23 protein-coding genes are annotated in these 16766 nt (G+C 67.1%); 4 read left to right on the forward strand and 19 right to left on the reverse strand.

What is annotated here, in order from left to right; translation table 11 throughout:
- The 9 genes from LO763_RS11595 to LO763_RS11635 form a co-directional block, all read right to left on the reverse strand.
- Window positions 1-570, reverse strand: a complete 570-nt coding sequence (locus LO763_RS11595) for an O-methyltransferase (protein ID WP_230602182.1) — start codon at window positions 568-570, stop codon at window positions 1-3.
- Complete coding sequence (locus tag LO763_RS11600) at window positions 570-1544, reverse strand: porphobilinogen synthase (protein WP_230602183.1); 975 nt, start codon at window positions 1542-1544, stop codon at window positions 570-572. Before LO763_RS11600 ends, LO763_RS11595 begins: the two co-directional genes overlap by 1 nt.
- Before the next feature lie 169 nt (window positions 1545-1713).
- Window positions 1714-2442, reverse strand: a complete 729-nt coding sequence (locus LO763_RS11605; RefSeq protein WP_230602184.1) for a hypothetical protein — start codon at window positions 2440-2442, stop codon at window positions 1714-1716.
- Window positions 2442-3674 (reverse strand): sulfotransferase family protein, encoded by a 1233-nt coding sequence (locus tag LO763_RS11610; RefSeq protein ID WP_230602185.1) that lies wholly within the window; start codon window positions 3672-3674, stop codon window positions 2442-2444. The genes LO763_RS11605 and LO763_RS11610 overlap by 1 nt, the downstream gene beginning before the upstream one ends.
- Complete coding sequence (locus tag LO763_RS11615) at window positions 3671-3877, reverse strand: hypothetical protein (protein ID WP_230602186.1); 207 nt, start codon at window positions 3875-3877, stop codon at window positions 3671-3673. Before LO763_RS11615 ends, LO763_RS11610 begins: the two co-directional genes overlap by 4 nt.
- A 24-nt stretch (window positions 3878-3901) precedes the next feature.
- Complete coding sequence (locus LO763_RS11620; RefSeq protein WP_230602187.1) at window positions 3902-4159, reverse strand: hypothetical protein; 258 nt, start codon at window positions 4157-4159, stop codon at window positions 3902-3904.
- A complete protein-coding gene (locus LO763_RS11625) occupies window positions 4147-4548 on the reverse strand; it encodes a hypothetical protein (protein ID WP_230602189.1) in 402 nt (133 codons plus the stop codon). The genes LO763_RS11620 and LO763_RS11625 overlap by 13 nt, the downstream gene beginning before the upstream one ends.
- 138 nt (window positions 4549-4686) lie before the next feature.
- Window positions 4687-5199, reverse strand: a complete 513-nt coding sequence (locus tag LO763_RS11630) for a hypothetical protein (RefSeq protein WP_230602190.1) — start codon at window positions 5197-5199, stop codon at window positions 4687-4689.
- Window positions 5196-5510, reverse strand: coding sequence for a hypothetical protein (locus LO763_RS11635; protein ID WP_230602192.1), 315 nt, complete (start codon window positions 5508-5510; stop codon window positions 5196-5198). The genes LO763_RS11630 and LO763_RS11635 overlap by 4 nt, the downstream gene beginning before the upstream one ends.
- A gap of 14 nt (window positions 5511-5524) precedes the next feature.
- Here LO763_RS11635 and LO763_RS11640 point away from each other — a divergent pair, with 14 nt between their 5' ends.
- From LO763_RS11640 to LO763_RS11650, 3 genes are all read left to right on the forward strand, one after another.
- Entirely contained in the window at window positions 5525-5800 is a 276-nt protein-coding gene (locus LO763_RS11640; RefSeq protein WP_230602193.1) for a hypothetical protein, read from the forward strand.
- A gap of 274 nt (window positions 5801-6074) precedes the next feature.
- Window positions 6075-7511 carry a helix-turn-helix transcriptional regulator gene (locus LO763_RS11645; protein ID WP_230602194.1) on the forward strand — a complete coding sequence of 479 codons (1437 nt, stop codon included), beginning with the start codon at window positions 6075-6077 and terminating at the stop codon, window positions 7509-7511.
- A gap of 41 nt (window positions 7512-7552) precedes the next feature.
- Window positions 7553-8440, forward strand: coding sequence for an aminoglycoside phosphotransferase family protein (locus LO763_RS11650; RefSeq protein ID WP_439650290.1), 888 nt, complete (start codon window positions 7553-7555; stop codon window positions 8438-8440).
- 379 nt (window positions 8441-8819) lie between these two features.
- On the opposite strand, the gene LO763_RS11655 is transcribed toward LO763_RS11650, so the two are convergent.
- On the reverse strand, window positions 8820-9233 hold the full coding sequence (locus tag LO763_RS11655; RefSeq protein ID WP_230602198.1) for a hypothetical protein: 414 nt from the start codon (window positions 9231-9233) through the stop codon (window positions 8820-8822).
- A complete protein-coding gene (locus LO763_RS11660) occupies window positions 9223-9987 on the reverse strand; it encodes a DddA-like double-stranded DNA deaminase toxin (RefSeq protein ID WP_230602200.1) in 765 nt (254 codons plus the stop codon). The genes LO763_RS11655 and LO763_RS11660 overlap by 11 nt, the downstream gene beginning before the upstream one ends.
- 134 nt (window positions 9988-10121) lie before the next feature.
- Between LO763_RS11660 and LO763_RS11665 the strand changes: the two genes are divergently transcribed.
- The gene (locus LO763_RS11665) at window positions 10122-10853 is read left to right on the forward strand and encodes a prepilin peptidase (protein ID WP_230602203.1); all 732 of its coding nucleotides are present in this window, start codon (window positions 10122-10124) and stop codon (window positions 10851-10853) included.
- A 276-nt stretch (window positions 10854-11129) separates the two neighbouring features.
- Here LO763_RS11665 and LO763_RS11670 read toward each other — a convergent pair whose 3' ends face one another.
- The 8 genes from LO763_RS11670 to LO763_RS11705 all read right to left on the reverse strand — a co-directional run bounded on the left by LO763_RS11670 (window position 11130) and on the right by LO763_RS11705 (window position 16692).
- Window positions 11130-12053, reverse strand: coding sequence for a hypothetical protein (locus LO763_RS11670; protein WP_230602205.1), 924 nt, complete (start codon window positions 12051-12053; stop codon window positions 11130-11132).
- A gap of 198 nt (window positions 12054-12251) precedes the next feature.
- The gene (locus LO763_RS11675; RefSeq protein WP_230602207.1) at window positions 12252-13214 is read right to left on the reverse strand and encodes a hypothetical protein; all 963 of its coding nucleotides are present in this window, start codon (window positions 13212-13214) and stop codon (window positions 12252-12254) included.
- Window positions 13211-13699 carry a hypothetical protein gene (locus LO763_RS11680; protein ID WP_230602209.1) on the reverse strand — a complete coding sequence of 163 codons (489 nt, stop codon included), beginning with the start codon at window positions 13697-13699 and terminating at the stop codon, window positions 13211-13213. Before LO763_RS11680 ends, LO763_RS11675 begins: the two co-directional genes overlap by 4 nt.
- A gap of 1 nt (window position 13700) precedes the next feature.
- Window positions 13701-14759, reverse strand: a complete 1059-nt coding sequence (locus tag LO763_RS11685; RefSeq protein ID WP_230602212.1) for a DUF4192 family protein — start codon at window positions 14757-14759, stop codon at window positions 13701-13703.
- 88 nt (window positions 14760-14847) lie between these two features.
- The gene (locus LO763_RS11690) at window positions 14848-15309 is read right to left on the reverse strand and encodes a hypothetical protein (RefSeq protein ID WP_230602214.1); all 462 of its coding nucleotides are present in this window, start codon (window positions 15307-15309) and stop codon (window positions 14848-14850) included.
- Window positions 15302-15784, reverse strand: coding sequence for a hypothetical protein (locus LO763_RS11695; protein ID WP_230602215.1), 483 nt, complete (start codon window positions 15782-15784; stop codon window positions 15302-15304). The genes LO763_RS11690 and LO763_RS11695 overlap by 8 nt, the downstream gene beginning before the upstream one ends.
- Before the next feature lie 33 nt (window positions 15785-15817).
- On the reverse strand, window positions 15818-16252 hold the full coding sequence (locus LO763_RS11700; protein ID WP_230602217.1) for a hypothetical protein: 435 nt from the start codon (window positions 16250-16252) through the stop codon (window positions 15818-15820).
- Window positions 16249-16692, reverse strand: coding sequence for a hypothetical protein (locus LO763_RS11705; protein ID WP_230602219.1), 444 nt, complete (start codon window positions 16690-16692; stop codon window positions 16249-16251). Before LO763_RS11705 ends, LO763_RS11700 begins: the two co-directional genes overlap by 4 nt.
- Window positions 16693-16766 lie beyond the last annotated feature (74 nt).

A 16766-nucleotide genomic window follows, 5' to 3' on the forward strand; every position in this document is an offset into this window, starting at 1 on the left:
CTACGACTTCGCACCAATGAGGAGCCCGGAGGCCCACCCGATCGGGACGGCCACCATGTCGGCGCGGGGCCACTCGTCCCAGAATCGGGCGATGCGTTCGGGGTGGTCCTCGGGCCAGGTCGCCTGCGGTATGAGGTCGTCCACGATGTAGATCCCTCCGGGCGCGAGCAGGCCGATGAGTTGGTCGAGTTGGGCGAACTTGCCGGCCCGCCAGTCCACGAATGCCAGATCGAACGCGGGGCCGGTGTAGGCGTCGAGCCAGGCGTGCGCGTCGGCGCAGACGAACTCGACGCGTTCCTCACCTGCGAACTCGGAGCGCGCCATGGCGGCCCAGCCGCCGTTGATCTCGATCGTGGTCAAGTGGGCATCAAGGTTCATTCCTTCGAGTATCCAGGCGACGCCGGCGCCGAGGCCGGTGCCGATCTCCAGGAGGTTGCCGCTCGGTTTAGAGGCGGCGAGGACGCTCAACAGCGCGCCGGTCTGGTCGCTGGAGGACATCTCGAAGCCGACCGCTCCGGCGGTGCGCTTGATCCTGCTCAATCGGGCGGGGCGGTGCAGGGCGTCGTCCATCAGATGCCTCCCGCAAGGTCGTCGTGGAGTGCCAGGGCCATTTGGTCGGCCAGGTAGGTCAGGATGTGGTCGGCGCCGGATCGGATGAGCATCTGGTGGTATTCGAGCGCGGCCGCGGGGCCGATGGCGCGCAGCCCGGCCCATTCCCCCGAAGTCGAGTAGGCCGTCACGGGCAGGCTGGTGTGGCCGGTGAGTGCGGCGAGGGTGTCGATCTGGGTCATGACCGGTTGGAGGGTGAGTGCATCGGCGCCCTCCCGCTCCCATCGCGTGGCGGTCTGCAAGGCGGCGTCGGGGAGGCGGCCGGCGTCGAGCTGGAGGCCGAGGCGGTTGCCCCCGTCGGGGTCGGTGCGCATGACCTGTTTGAACGGTCCGTAGAGATTGGTGTGGACGGCGATGTTGGGATTGACCGACACGTCGGCGTGCCCGCCGTGGTCGAGTGCGGCGCGGACGGCGCGGATCGAGCCGTCCAACATGGCCGTAGGTGAGATGGCGTCCGCCCCGGCCTCGGCGTGGGCGAGAGCCATGGAGCGCATCAGGTCGAAGGTGGCGGGCAGGTCGATGTCGCCGCTGGCGGTGCGCAGGACGCATTCGCGGCTGGTCGTCCACGAGCACCCGCATACCTCGGTCGTGACCGCCAATTCGGGAGCGGCGTCCTTGATGGCGCGGACGGCTTGGATCATGTGGTTGCCCGGAGCGAGTGCGCCGGAGGCGCGTTCGTCCCGGTCGTGGCCGGAGGCGAAGACTTTCACCCCGCCCAGGCCGAGCCGAGCCAGCCTTCTCGCCTCGGCAGGGAGCTGTTTCAGGGTGGTCTGGCCGGGCAGGATGCCGGTCGCATCGAGGTCGCTCAGCACCAGCAGCGGCGCAGAGAGCTGGCTAGGGGCCAGCGGAGGTCGCTGGTAAAGGCGGCGGATGGCGGGTCGGGCCCGGCCGGGGTTGACGCCCTGGGGCGGCACTCGGGTGGGGATGTTGGACATGCCGTAGCTCCTTTGTGCAATGAGTCGATCACATCAGGTTGTGGCCGGGATTGGTGTCGGCTGGCCGACATGCTGGGCGGGGCAGCCACGCGGAACAACTCCCATATCCCTGTGGCTGGGAGGTGGCTGCCCCTGGGGCGCGTGGATTGCGGACTCCGCGCGCCCCTGTTCAGGGCCGCACCGTGGCGTATGCGGCGAGGTGGTCGACGAGGTCTTGCCGGTGCGGTGCGAGTGCGGAGCGGATCAGCTCGGGGGTGCATTTCCCGCCGCCGTCGAACTCGAACAGGTCGCGCACTTTCAGATCGCCGCTCTTGGTGAGGATGCCGGTGGCGAGTTTCTGGGGCATGGCCCAGATGGAGGCGTCCTCGGGTGGGCTCATGGCGAGGATGAAGCCCCGGTCCCCGGTGGGGTAGAGCGCGAGGTCGCTGCCGTCGAAGGTGTAGGCATAGGTGAGCGGGTTGGCCGGGTCGGTCAGGGTCTCGCGCAGAACGCGAACGCTCTCATCCCAGTCCCGGAGGGAGAGGAAGCGCCGCATCGCGCCCAGGCCGTACGGATCGAGTCCGAGCCAGCAGGGCGCTGTACCGGAGAGGTGGTGCAGCACGAGCCGGGTGCGGGTCTGGTCGGTCTCTTCGGATGGGGGCCAGTCGGCGACCTGGTGCACCCGCTGCCGGTAGAGGAACTCGATCGTCTTCGCCCATGACCTGGCGTCGGCTGCGGTGAGTTCGCCGGCCTCGACCGCGTTGAGCACGGTCAGCAGGTGGCCCGGGTCGACATCGATGGTGAAGCCTCGGCGGCGTCGGTAGCGGGTGACGGCCTTGATCGGCTCATCGATCGGGCCGTGCAGGTGCAGCAGGTCGATGAGGGCTCGCTGGACTTTCGCAGGGACGCGACGCAGCATCAGGTGCCTCCCAGTCCGGGGAGGTCGGCGAGGTTGCCGTAGTTGCCGAACGCGGCGTTCACGAAGGCTTCGTCCAGGCCGTAGCGGTCCAGGGTGTATTCGTGGCGGCGGCCGGGGCCGCGACGCTCGGCTTCGAGCACGCGCATCTCGTCGCGGCCGGTCCAGGGCAGACCGAGGGCGTAGTACAAGCTCTGGATCTCGCCGGGCGGGTCGGCGGTGAGCTTGGGGTAGGGCAGGTCGATGATCTGGCCCCGGGGAATCCGGGTGCGGGCGGTGCGTCCGCGGTCGACCAGGCTGGACATGGTCGCCACGGCCATGCGCCCGATGTCGTGGAGGTCCTCGGTGTCCAGGGGGCGCAGGTGCATGGCGCGGGAGGTCTCGACCAGGGAGCAGATCGAGGCGACGACGGTGACCGGGTCGCGGTGGGTCCACACGATCGTCGCGTCCGGGAACTGCTCCATCAGCAGGTCGAGGTGCCCGAGGTGGGTGGGGCATTTCAGGACCCAGCGCGCTTCGTCGCGGCGGTGTTGGAGGACCTGGAGGCCCTGCTTGAGGAAGGCGTAGTCCGCGCTGAAGTCCCGCGTGCCGAGCCACTGTTCGTACTCGGGCATGGGGGCGCGGGCGAGGTGGCCTTCGGTGTGGGGCAGGAAGAACGCGCATTCGTCGGGCTTGCGGGCCTCGGGGAGGTGGATGTCGATCATGGCCGGGGTCAGGAAGGCCATCATGCGCATGGCCGCCTCGACCTGCCGGATGACCGCGCGTTCGGCGCGCGGCTCCATGGGCAGGTCGGTGTGCATCCATTCCCACAGCAGCGGGCCGCGGACGCCCTCGGCGCCGGCGAGGATGTGGTGGGTCAGGGTGGTCGCGGTGCGGGGCAGGCCGACCACGATGATCGGGGCCGCGATCCGCTCGTGACCGACATCGGGGTGGGTGGTGTGGAGGCGCCGGACCCGCTCGCGGTTGACCAAGCGCGCTCCGATATCCCCGGTGAAGGACTGCCAGCCCAAGGCGCTGAGATTGGGGACGGCGGCGACCTGATCGAGCAGGTATCGCATGTCGTCGATGAACGCGGGATCGGCGGCTTCGATGATGCCGTGGCGCTCGAGGAGGCGGTGCATGAACCGGTCGGGGTCGCGGCGGAGCGTGAACGGGGCGAGCGCGGTGTTGATGGCCGGAAGTAGGCGTGAGGTGCGGCGGCGCATAGGGGTGGCGGGCCTTTCGGTCGAGGTCATGAGACGAGGTAGCCCCAGGCGCAGAGCACGACGGTGCCGACGCCGAGGGTGACCCATCCCAGGCGAGCGAGCCGGTAGTGGATCTTCGCGCGGGCGTAGGGACTGAAGACGGCGATGGCGGACAAGATCAAGATGAGTCCGACGACGAGGCCGGGAGCTTGCCTGAGTTCGTTGATGAGCGGTGCGAACGTACTGTCATCCATGGTGGAGCAATCCTGGTAAGGGGTCTACAGATGCGGGTGCGGCGCTTCGGCGCGGTGGTATTCCCGGACGCTGCCGATGGCCCACAGGAGGCAACTGGCGAGGCCGAGGCCGATACCGGCGAGGAGGACCAGTGCCATCTCCCGGTCGATCTGGGCGCCGAGCGCGTCGAGGACGATGTGGATGCCCAGCCAGATGAGGACGGCGCTGGCGCAGGAGGGCCAGAACAGCCGGACGAGGTAGGGGGCCGCGCGCAGGACCCACAGCCGGATCAGGCCGCCCATGCCACGCCCTCCTGCTCATGCATCGGGATCGGATAGGGGCAGGCCGGATCGAGTCGGAGCCCGTGGCGGGCGTCCAGGGGGACGCCGTTGGAGACGGCGGCTGCGAATGCTTCGCAGGTCTCTACGATGCTGGTCTCGACCGGAACTCCGTAGAGAATGCCGATGAGGCCGGCGGCGGGCTCCCAGATCGGGGCGGGGTTCCATCCGGGCGTCACGACGACGACGCCCAGATGCGTGTCGGTGGCGATCACGTCGACGCGGATGCACCACTGGCCCGGCTCGGCCTTTCCGAGAGACAGTCGCAGGGAGCGGTTGTTCCTCCGGATCGTTCCCAGCGGGGTCGTGCCAAGCACCGCCGTGGCGGGCGTGTGAATGTCGAGTGTGTCCATGAGGGGGTGCCTCTCACTACAGGTCGGTAGCTGTTGCTTTTTCTGTGAGCGTGTGATGTGCAGTCCAGGTGCGGCGGGACAGGCGATCTGGGAAGGATGTTGTGATCGCCAATCGGGAGGCCCCGCCGCACCTGGGGCTCAGCGGCGCCGACGTTTCGGCGGCGTGATGATCGTGTGGGCCTGACGGAGGATCGCGGGGGCCCAGGCGTCGCCGGCCCACCGCCCGCACCACATCACCGCTGCCGAACGCGCGGTAGTGAACCGGCAGACCGCGGCAGGGCCCGCGCCGTCGTCGCAGTAGACGCGATAGGCCGGTGGACGACGGCGCACCTGGTAGACCGAGAAGGCCGCCGGACCCATCACGAACTCACCGAGGAGAGGCGCATACAGTTGCCGGGCTTTCTCCCGGATCGCCGCGCGGGCCTCCCTTCCGCGAGGGTCCCGCTCACTCGCGCCGATCCGTTCGCGCAACCGATAGTTCAGTCGTAGAAGCGGGCCCGCGGCATGATCGAAGCAGTACGCGTTCGCCACCCATGTGCCGGTGGGCACCTCATGCACTTCGACCTGGCGGGGGCCGGGCTGCTGAAGACGCAGTCGCATACCGCCGGCCTCGATCACCCTGGGCCCGCTCACCACTCTCGCCTCGATCACGCTCCCAGGCCCGCCCGAAGCCGAGCAGCACGGCGCAGTTGTCCGGCTTTGGCGAGTGCGACCGCCTTGGCGGTCTCAGGCCAGCCATCGGGCCACGATTCCCACTCCGCCGCGTCCGGGTCCAGTCCCGTCACGGCGGCTACGCGGTCGCGGACCTCCGGATGCATCTGCGCGAACGTGACGCGCACTGATTCCAGGTCGGCTTGATGAGGCTTGGACGGGTCTTCGGGCAGATACGCCTTGAACAAGCCAAGCCCGGTCAACCAGAACTCGCCGATGGCCACCTGTGGTCGTGCGAGGCTTTCGTTCATACCGGGAGCACCTCGTGTTCGACCGAGAAGGGGTAATCCCCACGCCGGATCTGCGGCTGCGACGCTTCGATCTGGGCTCTGGTCGTGTTGAGCCGGCCATCGTAGGATGGCGGATAAGCCAGTTGTGTCATGGAGAGCCGTCATCTCTCTGTGGTGTGCTGGTGAGCGGCCCGCTCGAGACGGAAGCTTGGAACCTTGAAGTCTCGGACAGGCCGCAATTTTGTTTTCAGCGGTTTGTTGCTGGATTATCTTTTGCCACCGGCCTGTCTGCCCTCCACAAAGCATTTTGAAGTTGCTGTAGCGGAGGGAAGACCGGTGCGGCGGATTCGGGAGTCTTACCCAGGGGCGGGACTCATCCGTCCTGGAGATTTGAGCGCTGATGCCGAACAGGTGCCTTGAAAGCCCTCTGTCCAGGTACCTTCCCGCCGAGCTCTCGCCGATGCGGGGAGTGCACGTCGCATCTCCATGTAGGTAGCCTGGTCTAATAGCCGGGGTCCAGACAAGCATCTGATCCGGACAGCAGGTTCGTGCGGCAGTTGTCCGCTTCAGAACGAGGAGGCGGTCATGCCCTACCCCATGCGACCGCTCGAGCCCGAGCGTGGCGCACGCCAGTGGTTCGGAGCTGAACTGCGACTCCATCGGAAGCGCCACAACTTGTCACAACAAGAGCTTGGGCAGCGAGTTTATGTCTCCGGCGACACGATCGGGAAGATCGAGAAGGCCGAACGGTCCTGTGCCCTCGAGCTCGCACGGGCGCTTGATTCGGTCCTCGAGACCGGCGGGGTGCTAGAGCGGGCACGGACGCTTGTCGCCGCCGAAGCGGACAAGCGCAGGCCTGAAGCGGACAAACCAAGGAAAGCTCCTGCCCCGATTGGTGAGCACCCGCTCCTCAGAGAGATGCTGGAGGCTGTGCCTTCACCCTCTGTAGGAGCGTCTTTGAATCGCCGGAAGTTCCTCACCGCAGGAGTCGGTCTTGCTTTCGGAACCGCCGTGCCGGAGTCAGCTAGCTCTTCCGAGTCAATGGCATCGTCGACCCTTCGGATGCAGGTCGACCAACTGGCGGCAGGTTGCATCGACCTGGGATCACGACCGAGGATCGGGAAAGCCGATGTGGCTCGCCTCAACGCAGTCCATGGGCTCTACCAGTCTCTTGACTATCAGTATGGCGGCGGGCTCGTCTACGAGAGCGTCAACCAGATTGCCGATGCTTCTACTGCGTTCCTGGATCGCGACTACCCTGCGCAGCTCGGGACGGATCTGCTGAACACCATTGCAAACCTGCGGCTGCTGGCCGGTTGGACTGCGTTCGACATGTGTGATCACGCCTCCGGGCTACGGCACTTCGCCGGGGCCGAACGCCTTGCAAACAGGGCGGGCAACACCAGCTTGGCGATCTACGTTCACTACTGCCAGGCACGCCAACTCCAGCATCTCCGTCAGAATCGAGACGCGGTCGAAGTCCTCCGAGCTGCACAGGATCACTACGCAGATCAGGCGACTCCAGGAGCCTGGTCAGTCCTCGATGCCACTATCGCGCCCTCACTTGCTGCGCTTGGGGACCGTGACGGCGCGCTGGCCGCTCTCAATCGGGCAACAGATTCGTTCGAACGCATGATCCCCGGCGACGAACCTCCGTGGATCGGATGGATGGACCGGGCTGAGCTCGCGGCACAGTTCGGTCGCGTCTACCGCGATTTCGCCCGCCAAGACCGCAACTATGCCGACCAGGCCGTTGAATGGACCCAGCAGGCCATCGCCGGGTTCGATGAGGGCATGCAACGCAGCAGCCTGCTCAACGAGGTAGGCCTGTGTTCGGCATCGTTCCTCGCCGGGGACGCCGATGCAGGTGTGCGGATCGGCACGAGGCTCCTCGAGAACCCGCCTCCTGTGGTGTCGCAACGGGTTAAAGAACGGATCGTGAACATCGCACGGGACGCCCGGTTGTGCACGTCAGGTTCCTCCGAGGTAGACGACTTCATCCATGTCATCGCCGATGCTTGAAAGGGTGCAGCTTGACCAGCGGACGATTCTCCGACGACCGAATGCGGAACGCGCTTAGTTTCATCGCCGACCAGCTCGGAGTCGATGACAAAGATGCACGCACGCTGCACATGGCCAACAACGCGGTTTACGCCCTGCCTCGAGCCGGCCTGGTAGTCCGCATCACCCGCTCGACAAGATTGCATGACCGGATTCGCAAGGGTGCACGGCTGGGAGCTTGGTTCGCCGAAGTCGACGCACCGACCATTCGCCTAGCGGAGACCGACGAGCAACCTTTGCAGTACGAGGACTTGCTGGCAACGGTCTGGGAGCTCGTCCCTCCGGCCGAAACCCCCTCCATCGACGATCTCGGTCCTGTGCTGCGCGAATTTCACAGTCTTCCTGTGCCTGATCTCGGGCTGCCGGTCTGGGATCCGGTCGGGACCGCGCGCAAACGCATCGCCGATGCCGAGGCGCTAGCAGACGATGACCGGGACGTCTTGCTCGACTGGTGCGATCGCCTTGGCCCCCTGGTAAACGAGCTTGTCGAGCACTCCCCTCTTTCACTCGTGCACGGCGATGCCCACGTGGGAAACCTCCTGCGCCGAGCCGACGGCCGAGTGATCCTCTGCGACTTCGATTCGACCTGCCTAGGGCCGTTCGGCGTCGACCTGGCGGCGGTAGCCGCTGCTGAACTATGGTTCAGATCCACTGGCGAACACACGAAGCTGGCCAAATCCTATGACCACGACGTTACTACCGACTCGTCATGGCCGGTGCTCCGTGAAGCTCGTGAGCTCACCTTCCTCGTCGGCGGCGTGCCGTTGATGGCAAGCACGCCAGGAGTCGCCGAGGAGTTCCAGCGGCGTCTGCACGCCATGCGCACTGGCGACACAAGCGTCCCTTGGACTCCCTATGCGCACTACTCGAAGCTCGACAGTACGAACTAACGAGATCTTGATGGACAGCATCGATCGTCCCCAACATTGAGTCTTGTTTGTAGGGTCGACAGCCATTCAACATCAAACGATGGAGGCCCCGGCTGTCACCCAGCCGGGGCCGCGCAGATCGCTACATTACGGGACGCTTCGTCTGTGGATGTTGAGTTCAACACCTACTGGCGGTGGCTGGACCTAGCGTCCCTAGCAGAGCAGTTCGGGGTCGTCGCTAGGTGACGGTGAGGTTCTCAAGGCGGTCGATGCCGACCATTGATTCGTCAACACTGGCTCCACGAAAGGGGCAGTCGCGCAACGCATTCCAGCGTTTTATTGCCACGAATATTTGCCCAATAAGAGTGCGAACATGCCGATCAGAAACATTGTGCCCAGCTCAATCGGTGGCGGGAGGCCACCACTCGATTCCATCGGGGCGCTGGCCAGTACGGACATAGTCGATCGCGATCTGCCGAGCAGTCTCGATACCCGTGCGAGCGAGGGCCGCCGGAATGATTACCAGGGGACGGTCGGAGGACTGGCAGACGGTGATGTCGCGAGGTTCCAGATCCGGGTCGACCGCGATCAGGCCCTCAGGCACCCATCGCACCGCCGCGGCCCCGGCTTCGGGGTCCAGATCGATCCGTAGCGGCATGTCGCGGCGTTTGGCGCCTTCGGGCCCGAACCACAGGGTCACGCTATGGGTCCCGTGCGGGTTGACCATCGCGAGCTGCTCGTCGATGAAGGCCGCGGCCTCCTCGGCGCTCGCGAGCGGCTCCTGGTTGATGTCCCAGCGGACGCTATGCGTCATGTTCGATTCCTTCTCCGTTGCCCTCGTAATGGCGGTAGAACGAGACGCCGTCGCCGTCTCGAAGATAGACCGTGACGCTCGACCTGGCGGGGATGATGGCGGGCAGCGTCGCATCGCAGCCCTTCACCCCCTGGCACGGCTCCTTGTTGATCACCATCGTCACCCGCTGATCACTGGTCGCCGCGCGGATGGCCGCTGCGGTCTTGGCCTCGGCATGGTCCATGATCCACCGGTTCGCGTAATCGGGCTTCAATCCGGTCTTCGCGGCCGCGTCCCTGCCGCTGCGAAACTCGGTCTCGACACCGTCCTCATCGGTGTAGGCGTAGGCGAGGGTCGGCTCGTCCTCGTCCCACACCGGCAGACGCTGCGCCAACCGCTGCACGAGCGGCGGGATCGCGGTCGACGGCGTGACTGCCGACGGCACCGCGCTGTCGCTTCCGGCAGCCGGCCGGGAGCCCGCCGTTGCGGACGAGCTGGTTGTTCCGCCGCTGCCTGCGATCGAGGCGACGTAGTCGCCCATCGTGGTGTTTCCGGATGCGAGCGCTGCCAGGACCTCACCGAGCATCCGGTGAGCGGCACGCATCTGGGCTTGCCCCTCATGGGCATCGGGGTTCGAGGACGCCTCGAGCATGGCGCCCAGGTCGGCAAGCACGCGCTCCAGCTTGTCGCTGGCCGCTTTGACCGCTTGCGTAGCCTCCTCGGCCATCGCCCTCGCCGCGCGCAGCACTGCCGCAACGTCGCCGATCGATGCCATGGAGGTTCCTCGCGTCAGGGGGACTGTAACCCTACGATGCGGTTACCGTAGGCTCTCCGCGCCTCGCTGACTCTGAGCGGATCAACGTGACGTCCTCGGGGAGTTCGGATAGTAGAGGAAGAACTCGAAACTGATTGATCTTCCCTGACCGTGTGCGGCGAATTCTCTATCTGCGCTATACCGCCCTTTTGAGCGCCTACTCTCGCTGCATGGGGATGACCGGGACGGTGGTCGGTGGTTTTGCGGTCGCGGTGTTGTTGTGGCGGATAGCCGAAACCCTTGAACTAAGCGGCGCGGTGTCTCCTGTTATGACGGGATGGAGGCGTTGGCGGACCCTGGCATGGGTTTCAGCGCTGACAATGATCAGTGCGGCGGCAATGGCGCAGATGATGCCAGCTCGGCCTGCGGCATCGGCGTTTGTCATGTTCGCAGCGGTAACACCGGGTTTGGCGTGGATCGATGTGCGTTCAATGCTGTTGCCGTTTCCTCTCCTTGGGGGGCTGGCACTCGCTGCGGTCGCAGGGTTCAGTATCGATGCCTGGCGGTTCGGCAGCGGTCAGTCCCTTGAGCGAGCGCTGGCGTGCGGGTTGGTGGTCGCTGTCCTCGGCTGGGTGTGTTGGAGGAGCGTCAAGGACCAGGTGGGGCTTGGCGACGTAGCACTTCTGGGAGTAACCAGCCTGTTCTTGGGATGGTGGTCGGCTGCAGCGGTGTGGTTGGCTGTCGTGGTGGCGTGCCTGTTGTGGTGGGTGACGATGGCAATGTTTCGGCTCGGGCGCACTAGTACCGGATCGTATATTCCGCTTGGTCCTGCGATTCTGGGCGGCTGGTGGACAGCGACCGCACTGGTGGTGGCGGGCGGGATGTAACGGTGCTCAGTGCCGTCGGGAAGGTTCGAGTCGCGGACGAGGCCGCCCGCCGATGACTTCGTCACGACGAATGAGGGAGGCTGTCGCCGTAAGGGAGCAATGGACCCTCTTCATGGAAATCATCAAGATGTCATGCTTTCATAAGATCCATAATGGACTATTTAGGTAGAGTAAAAAGACGACTACGTGCGGAGCAACCAGCTCCCCTACGCAGGTGCATCATTAGCTATAGAGTCATGCGGCGTCCGGGACAACGGCCCCGGACGCCGGGTGTTTTTAGCGGCCCGTGGCCCCAGCGGGCATGAGCCGGGTGACAATTTCGGCAAGCTGCACGAGCAGCGCGGCGTCGGCTTCGGTCAGCTCCCGCAGGACCTCCCAGTGGCCGTCGGTCGCGCGCCAGGCGGGAGTAGCGCCGATCGGGGCGGCCAGCCCGGCCACGCTGGTCGACACCGCGTTGCGGGACAGGGCTGGCCAGGATTCGGCGGCTGCGGGCAGCACGAAGGCGGCGAGATCGAGCTCCCAGCCTTTGCGGAGCGCCGCAGCTGCAAGATGGTCGAGGAAAGCGGCGACGGCGCCGCGTTCGATGGCCGGGTAGGCCGAACACGCGATGCGGTGAGCCTGTTCGAATAGTTCCTGCAGCCGCTGCTGGGGCCAGTCGGCTTCTTCGCCGGTCGGGACTGCGGTCAGGGCGGCCGCGGGGTCCCAGGTCGGTGCCGGATGCGTTCCGGCGGCCTTGCTCAGGAGCTGGTTCATGTGCTGGGTCTCGGCTTCGACCGACGCAGCGACGATGCGTTGCTTCACCGGAAGCGGCAAGCGGGCGATGCGGTCGTCATCTTCTGCGACCTGCCACCACCACTCGGTGCGCGAGGGCGGGTACAGCGAAGACCCGACCGCGCCGGCCACGAGCGACCGCACCTCGGACTGGCCGGTGGCCGCTTGCTCGTGTTCGTGGGCTTCGTCGGACAGGTCGGTCTGCCAGTCCTCGACACAGGCGTCGGCCAGGGCCGCGATGTCGACATCGGCCTCGTACAAGGCGTGGAAAAGGTAGGTGATGGCGTCGCGGCTGAGTTCGATCAGGACCGGACGGGAGTGCAGGTCCCGGTCTGTGGGAAGGTGCCGGGTCTGGGCGGCGAGGCGGGCGAGTAGGTCGCGGCCCCATTGGGCTCGGTCGGCGTTGGTGGGGAAGTCGTGTGCGTGCATGACGGTGTCCTCCTTGGGTTGGTGTGCATGCGCTGGTGCGGGCCGGGAAGGTTCCGGGACCGTGGAAATGGGCGGTGGCATCGAGGCGGCGCCGCCCTGTTCGCGGCTGCGGACGGTGGGCTGCCACGCTGGGCGGTGCATGGTGCGGCCGGGTCCGACCGCCGGGCAGGCGAGCGCCTGCCCGGCGGTATTCGTGACTTAGCGGTGGTCGCCGCGGATGGCCTCGGCCAGCTGCGTGTAGGCCAGGACCATGACCCAGTAGTCGGGATCGGCGGCCGCGACCGGGAGGATCTGCCAGTCCGGCCGGTCCTGCCCGAAGTCCCATTCGGCGGCGTGCAGGGTCTGGTCGCACAGTGCGATCAGGTGGGCCTGCGTGCCGCCATCCTCGGCCTCGAAGTGGACGACGGTGCCCACCCCGCGCAGGGTCGGGATCGTGGTCTGGGGGTCGACAGCCCATTCGGCGGCGAGTTCGCCGACGGCGTCGGCCACGCTCATCCCCGACTCGACCTTCGCGCCGACCCGGGCGGTCAGATCGCTGGCGGTGAGCGCTTCCCACTGCTCATCGCGGTACACGATGACGAATACTGCGTTCGTGAGCGTCATGTTGCACTCGGCGATCAGGTCCTGAAGGCAGGTGCTCAGCGCCTGCTGCTCTTTGCTCACCAGGCGGTGGGTCTGATCGCACGCGGTGAGGATGGCCTCGAGCAGCACGGCTAGGACCTTGTCTGTGGCGAGCGGCGAGCGGGCCACCTCAGGTGGGCTGAACACCTCCCACACCGGAGTGTCCGTGCCGGCCTCCCAGTTGATCTGGTGGCGCCAGGCGTCGTCGAAGACGGCGCTGACGCTGCCATAGCGGCCGTGGTCGTTGCTGTGGAGGTGGACCTCGGCGATGCCACGCAAGTGCGGCAAGTCCTCGAACTCGGCATCGGCATCCCCGCCGGTCAGCTCCTCGTCCATCGCGAGTTCGATGTCGGCCTCCGTCGTCAATTTATCGACCGCGACAGCGATGACCTGCGCGAACCGCGCGAGCGGCTGCCACACCGGGCCCGAGCCGGTATCGAAGCAGCCCAGGAGGGTCCAGCCGTCGCGGTCGAAGCTGAGCAAGTCGGCCATGGCCGCACGCAGGGCGGTGTTGCACGCCTCGTGGAAACCCCGGCTCATCGCGCACCCCCCTCGTCGTTCGCGCCGGTGAGGGCGGTGAGGAGGTCGTGTGCGGCAGCAGCGTAGGCCGCGCAGTCGGCGTCGTCGACGTTTTCCGTCGGCTTGATCTCCCAGACCGGTGTGCCCTGCTCGTGGGGCCAGGTGATCTGGTGAACGTGGCCGTCGACCACGGCCAGCAGGATGGCGACGGTGCCGATCGTCCCGACCGGTGCGTGAGCGATCAAGCCGATCCCGATCAGGTGCGGTTCGGGCACGCTGGCGCTGGAGCGGATCTCGACGGCGAGCGCGCCGAGGGCGGCCGCGACGCCGAGCCCGGTCATGCGGTGTTCGCCGTAGGTGGCGGTGAGGTCGGCCATCGGGGCGATCTCGTACTTCTCTGGCAGGCCCCGGACGGCGATGATGCCGCCGGAGCCGGTGGGCATGCAGTCGGCGAGCGCTTGGCGCAGCCCCGTGTTGATCTGCTCGTGCACGTTGAGATCGAGCATGTCAGGCCACCTCCTCCGACTGGGGTCCTTCGCACGGCAGTACGGGGCTGCTGGCCGACGCCAGGCCGTGGCTCTCCTCGCCGGTGCGGGGCATGACCGCCTCCGCCGCCACGCCGGTCCACACCATTTCGGCCAGTACCTGCGCCGCGGGCTGCCGGGAGCGGTCGGCGTAGGCGACAGTGATCGCGGCGCAGGCCGCAGCGAGATCGCCGGTCCGCCACGCGGCGAGTCCGGCGAGGGTCGCGGCGAGGCTCTGCGCCTGGCCGCTGGTGTGCCGGACGATCTGGCACCACAGGCTGGTGCCGAGGCGGTCAGGCGCGGCGGTGAGGAGGCGATCGACGGCCGTCGCCACCAGATGCGGGGAGGCGGCGAGCGCGCAGCCGAGGTTGATCGCCTCCGCGACGGTGACCGGGTCGCCCGCATCGAGCGCAGCGAGCAGACTTGCCTCGTCCTCGATGCCCTGGATCGCCTGGTTCCCGTCCGGGGTGTGGCTGCGCAGGCGGGCGACGAGGCGCTCGGTCGCCAGGACCTCCTCGTCCTGCGTCCCGTCGACGCCGAGTGCGGCGAGGTCGAGTGCGCTGGCGCACTTCGCCTTCACCGCCAGAGCGGTCAGGTTGGACCAGAGCGGGTCGAGGTCGGGGACCGTGTGGAGCTGGTCGGGATCGGTCTGGTCGACGTGGTCGTCGATGAAGCCCCACTGGCGGCCGTCGGCGGTGAGGGCGATGGCCTTCCAGTGCTCGCTCCATTTCGGGGTCTCGAGGAAGTCGAGGAGCCCGGCCGCCGCGGCGGCGACGTTGGTCAGGTCGGCGCTGGAGCCGACCAGCCAGATCCCGGTGGCCGGGGCGGTGGCGAGCGCGGTCTCGAACCGGTCGCAGCCGACTTCGGTATAGAGGTCGGCGAGCGGCCAGATCGAGTAGTGGACCGGGCCCTTCGGCCCGGTCGCAATCGCGATGAGCTCTTCGGACGGCCGTCGGCCGAGCAGGATGGGGACGAGGCCGGCGACGGTCCCTGGTTCGAGGGAGGCGAAAGCACCCACTGACTTGTAAACTGGCAGGTTCACTGCACTTGTTCCTTTCGTGTGGTGGGTGCGGCCAAGCGAGATTGCAGTCAGAACTTGGCCGCACCGTTGATTGATCGGCGGGCGCCGCTTATGCGGCGTCCGCCGTTCGCGTCACGTCCGTGGTGAACCCCCGGTACGGGTGGAGCGTGAGGCGGACGTAGTGGTTGTGGGCCCGGTACAGGGCCGTGGGCGAGAGCCATTCGTTCCCGCGCCAGTACGCAGCGATCGGAGCGAGGCCGATGGCGATGTGCGCTTGCCCGGCGATATCGGGCCGGAACACCAAGCCGATGCCCAGGTCGATCTCCTCACCTTGTTCCGGCAGAGTCGGCGCCAGTTGCCGGACCGGGTCCGGCGCGATCACGGCCTCGCATACCACAAGGACCGTGGCGCTCAGGCGCGCCAGCGCTTCGATTGGCACGTCCGGGAAGGTGGCGTACTGGTCGGTGCCGACTTTGAGTGAGACGGACCCGAACCGTCCGAGCCGCTGCTCTTCGGGCGGCCAGGTGAGCACGCCTTCCCCGAGCACGAGCGGACCTGTGAAGTCACGCATCCCCGTTCCCCGCTCGGTCCTCGGCTCCAGTGGCGACGAACCGGGGCTGCTTGCAGGCGCAGCCGGGGCCGTGGAGTTCGAGCCGCACCATGGCACCAAGCAGGTGCTCGGTTTCAGGTCGCAGTTCGCACGGACCGGTCCCGTCGCTGGGGGCGCAGCCGACGAGGTCGGCCGGGCCTTTCCGCCCGGGGATCGGGGTGTTGGCCCCGACGCCGCCCGCGGCCAGCACCACCGATGTTCGGTTCCCGGCGCAGGCGGCCAACGGCATGCCCTCGGCATCGAAGCTGGGAGTCTCGGTGAGGACGGCGATGAGCTGACCGGTCTCGCCGACTGGAACGGCGGCGAGGATGCGGCGCTGGCCGGTGATCGGGGAGACGACCCCGACCATGCCGCTCAGGTGGTCGTCGGTGCCCGGCAGATGCGGGTGGTATGCGATGAGGCGCCCTTCGGCGAGGACGCGATTGGTCACTGACATGGTGATACTCCTTTTCGGACTTGAAGAGAGCGGTCAGTCATGCTGGCCGCTGGCTGATGGGAGGCGTCGGATCTCGAGCCGGACCGGTTTTCCCTCCACGGCATCGAGCCCGGCCTCATCCAGCCACGTCCCATCGCGGTGAGGTTCGGGCTGGACGGTGGCCGCGTCGGTGGGTGTGTCACCGCTGCTCGCGAAGACGCAGACGCGCCCGGCGGCGAGTTCGTGGTCGGTTTCGATGGTGTTGCGGCGCACAAGTGTGTGACCGCGCCGTGGCCGGGGCTTGCTAACCCGGTGGTGGAGGTGGACGGCGACCAGGGCGATCGGCTCGTCGGGCAGTCCCGAGGAGCGCAGTGGCAGTGGCCCGCCTACGGCGAAGAGCCGGACGGCCAGGACCGGTCCGTTGGCAGTCCGTATCGCGAAGCGCCGCAAGATTCCTTCGCCGAGTGTGATGGTGATCGGCTCGGTCATGGCGCCGCCATCCGGGTGACGTTGCCCGGTGCGGTCAGGGCGCCACACGTGCACGCCGGCCAGGCCACGTGGACCTCCAGTCGCACCCGTCGGCCCAGCAGGCGGCCGGCGGTGGGCGGGAAGAGCCAGTCGGTCAGGCGGCCGTTCGCCGGTCGTACGCCGACGCCGGTCGCTCTGCGGCCCTTGACGCTCGCAATCGTGGTGAAGGCCGCGCCCACGCCGAGCAGCTCCCGCTTGACCGGCAACGTGATGCTGTCGGTGTCAGGGAGCGGCGTCGCCGTCAGGGCAACGGCCCGTCCGGCGGTGATGTCGCGCAGCGGGATCGGGATGCCGTCGGCGTCAGTCAGACAGACTGTGCCCCACCGGCCCGAGTCGCGTTCGGCCTCGGGCACGGCCAAGAAGCCGTCCCCGACCGCATGCAGCGTCGCATGGTCATCCATGCAGGACTCCTTTCGTATGGGTCAGGGCGGTGCCGCCGCGCAGCCCGAGGACCGGGAAGGCGCGGCGGCACCGC

It is taken from the genome of Glycomyces amatae (assembly GCF_020991375.1).
In the GTDB taxonomy this organism is placed as follows: Bacteria; Actinomycetota; Actinomycetes; order Mycobacteriales; family Micromonosporaceae; genus Glycomyces; species Glycomyces amatae.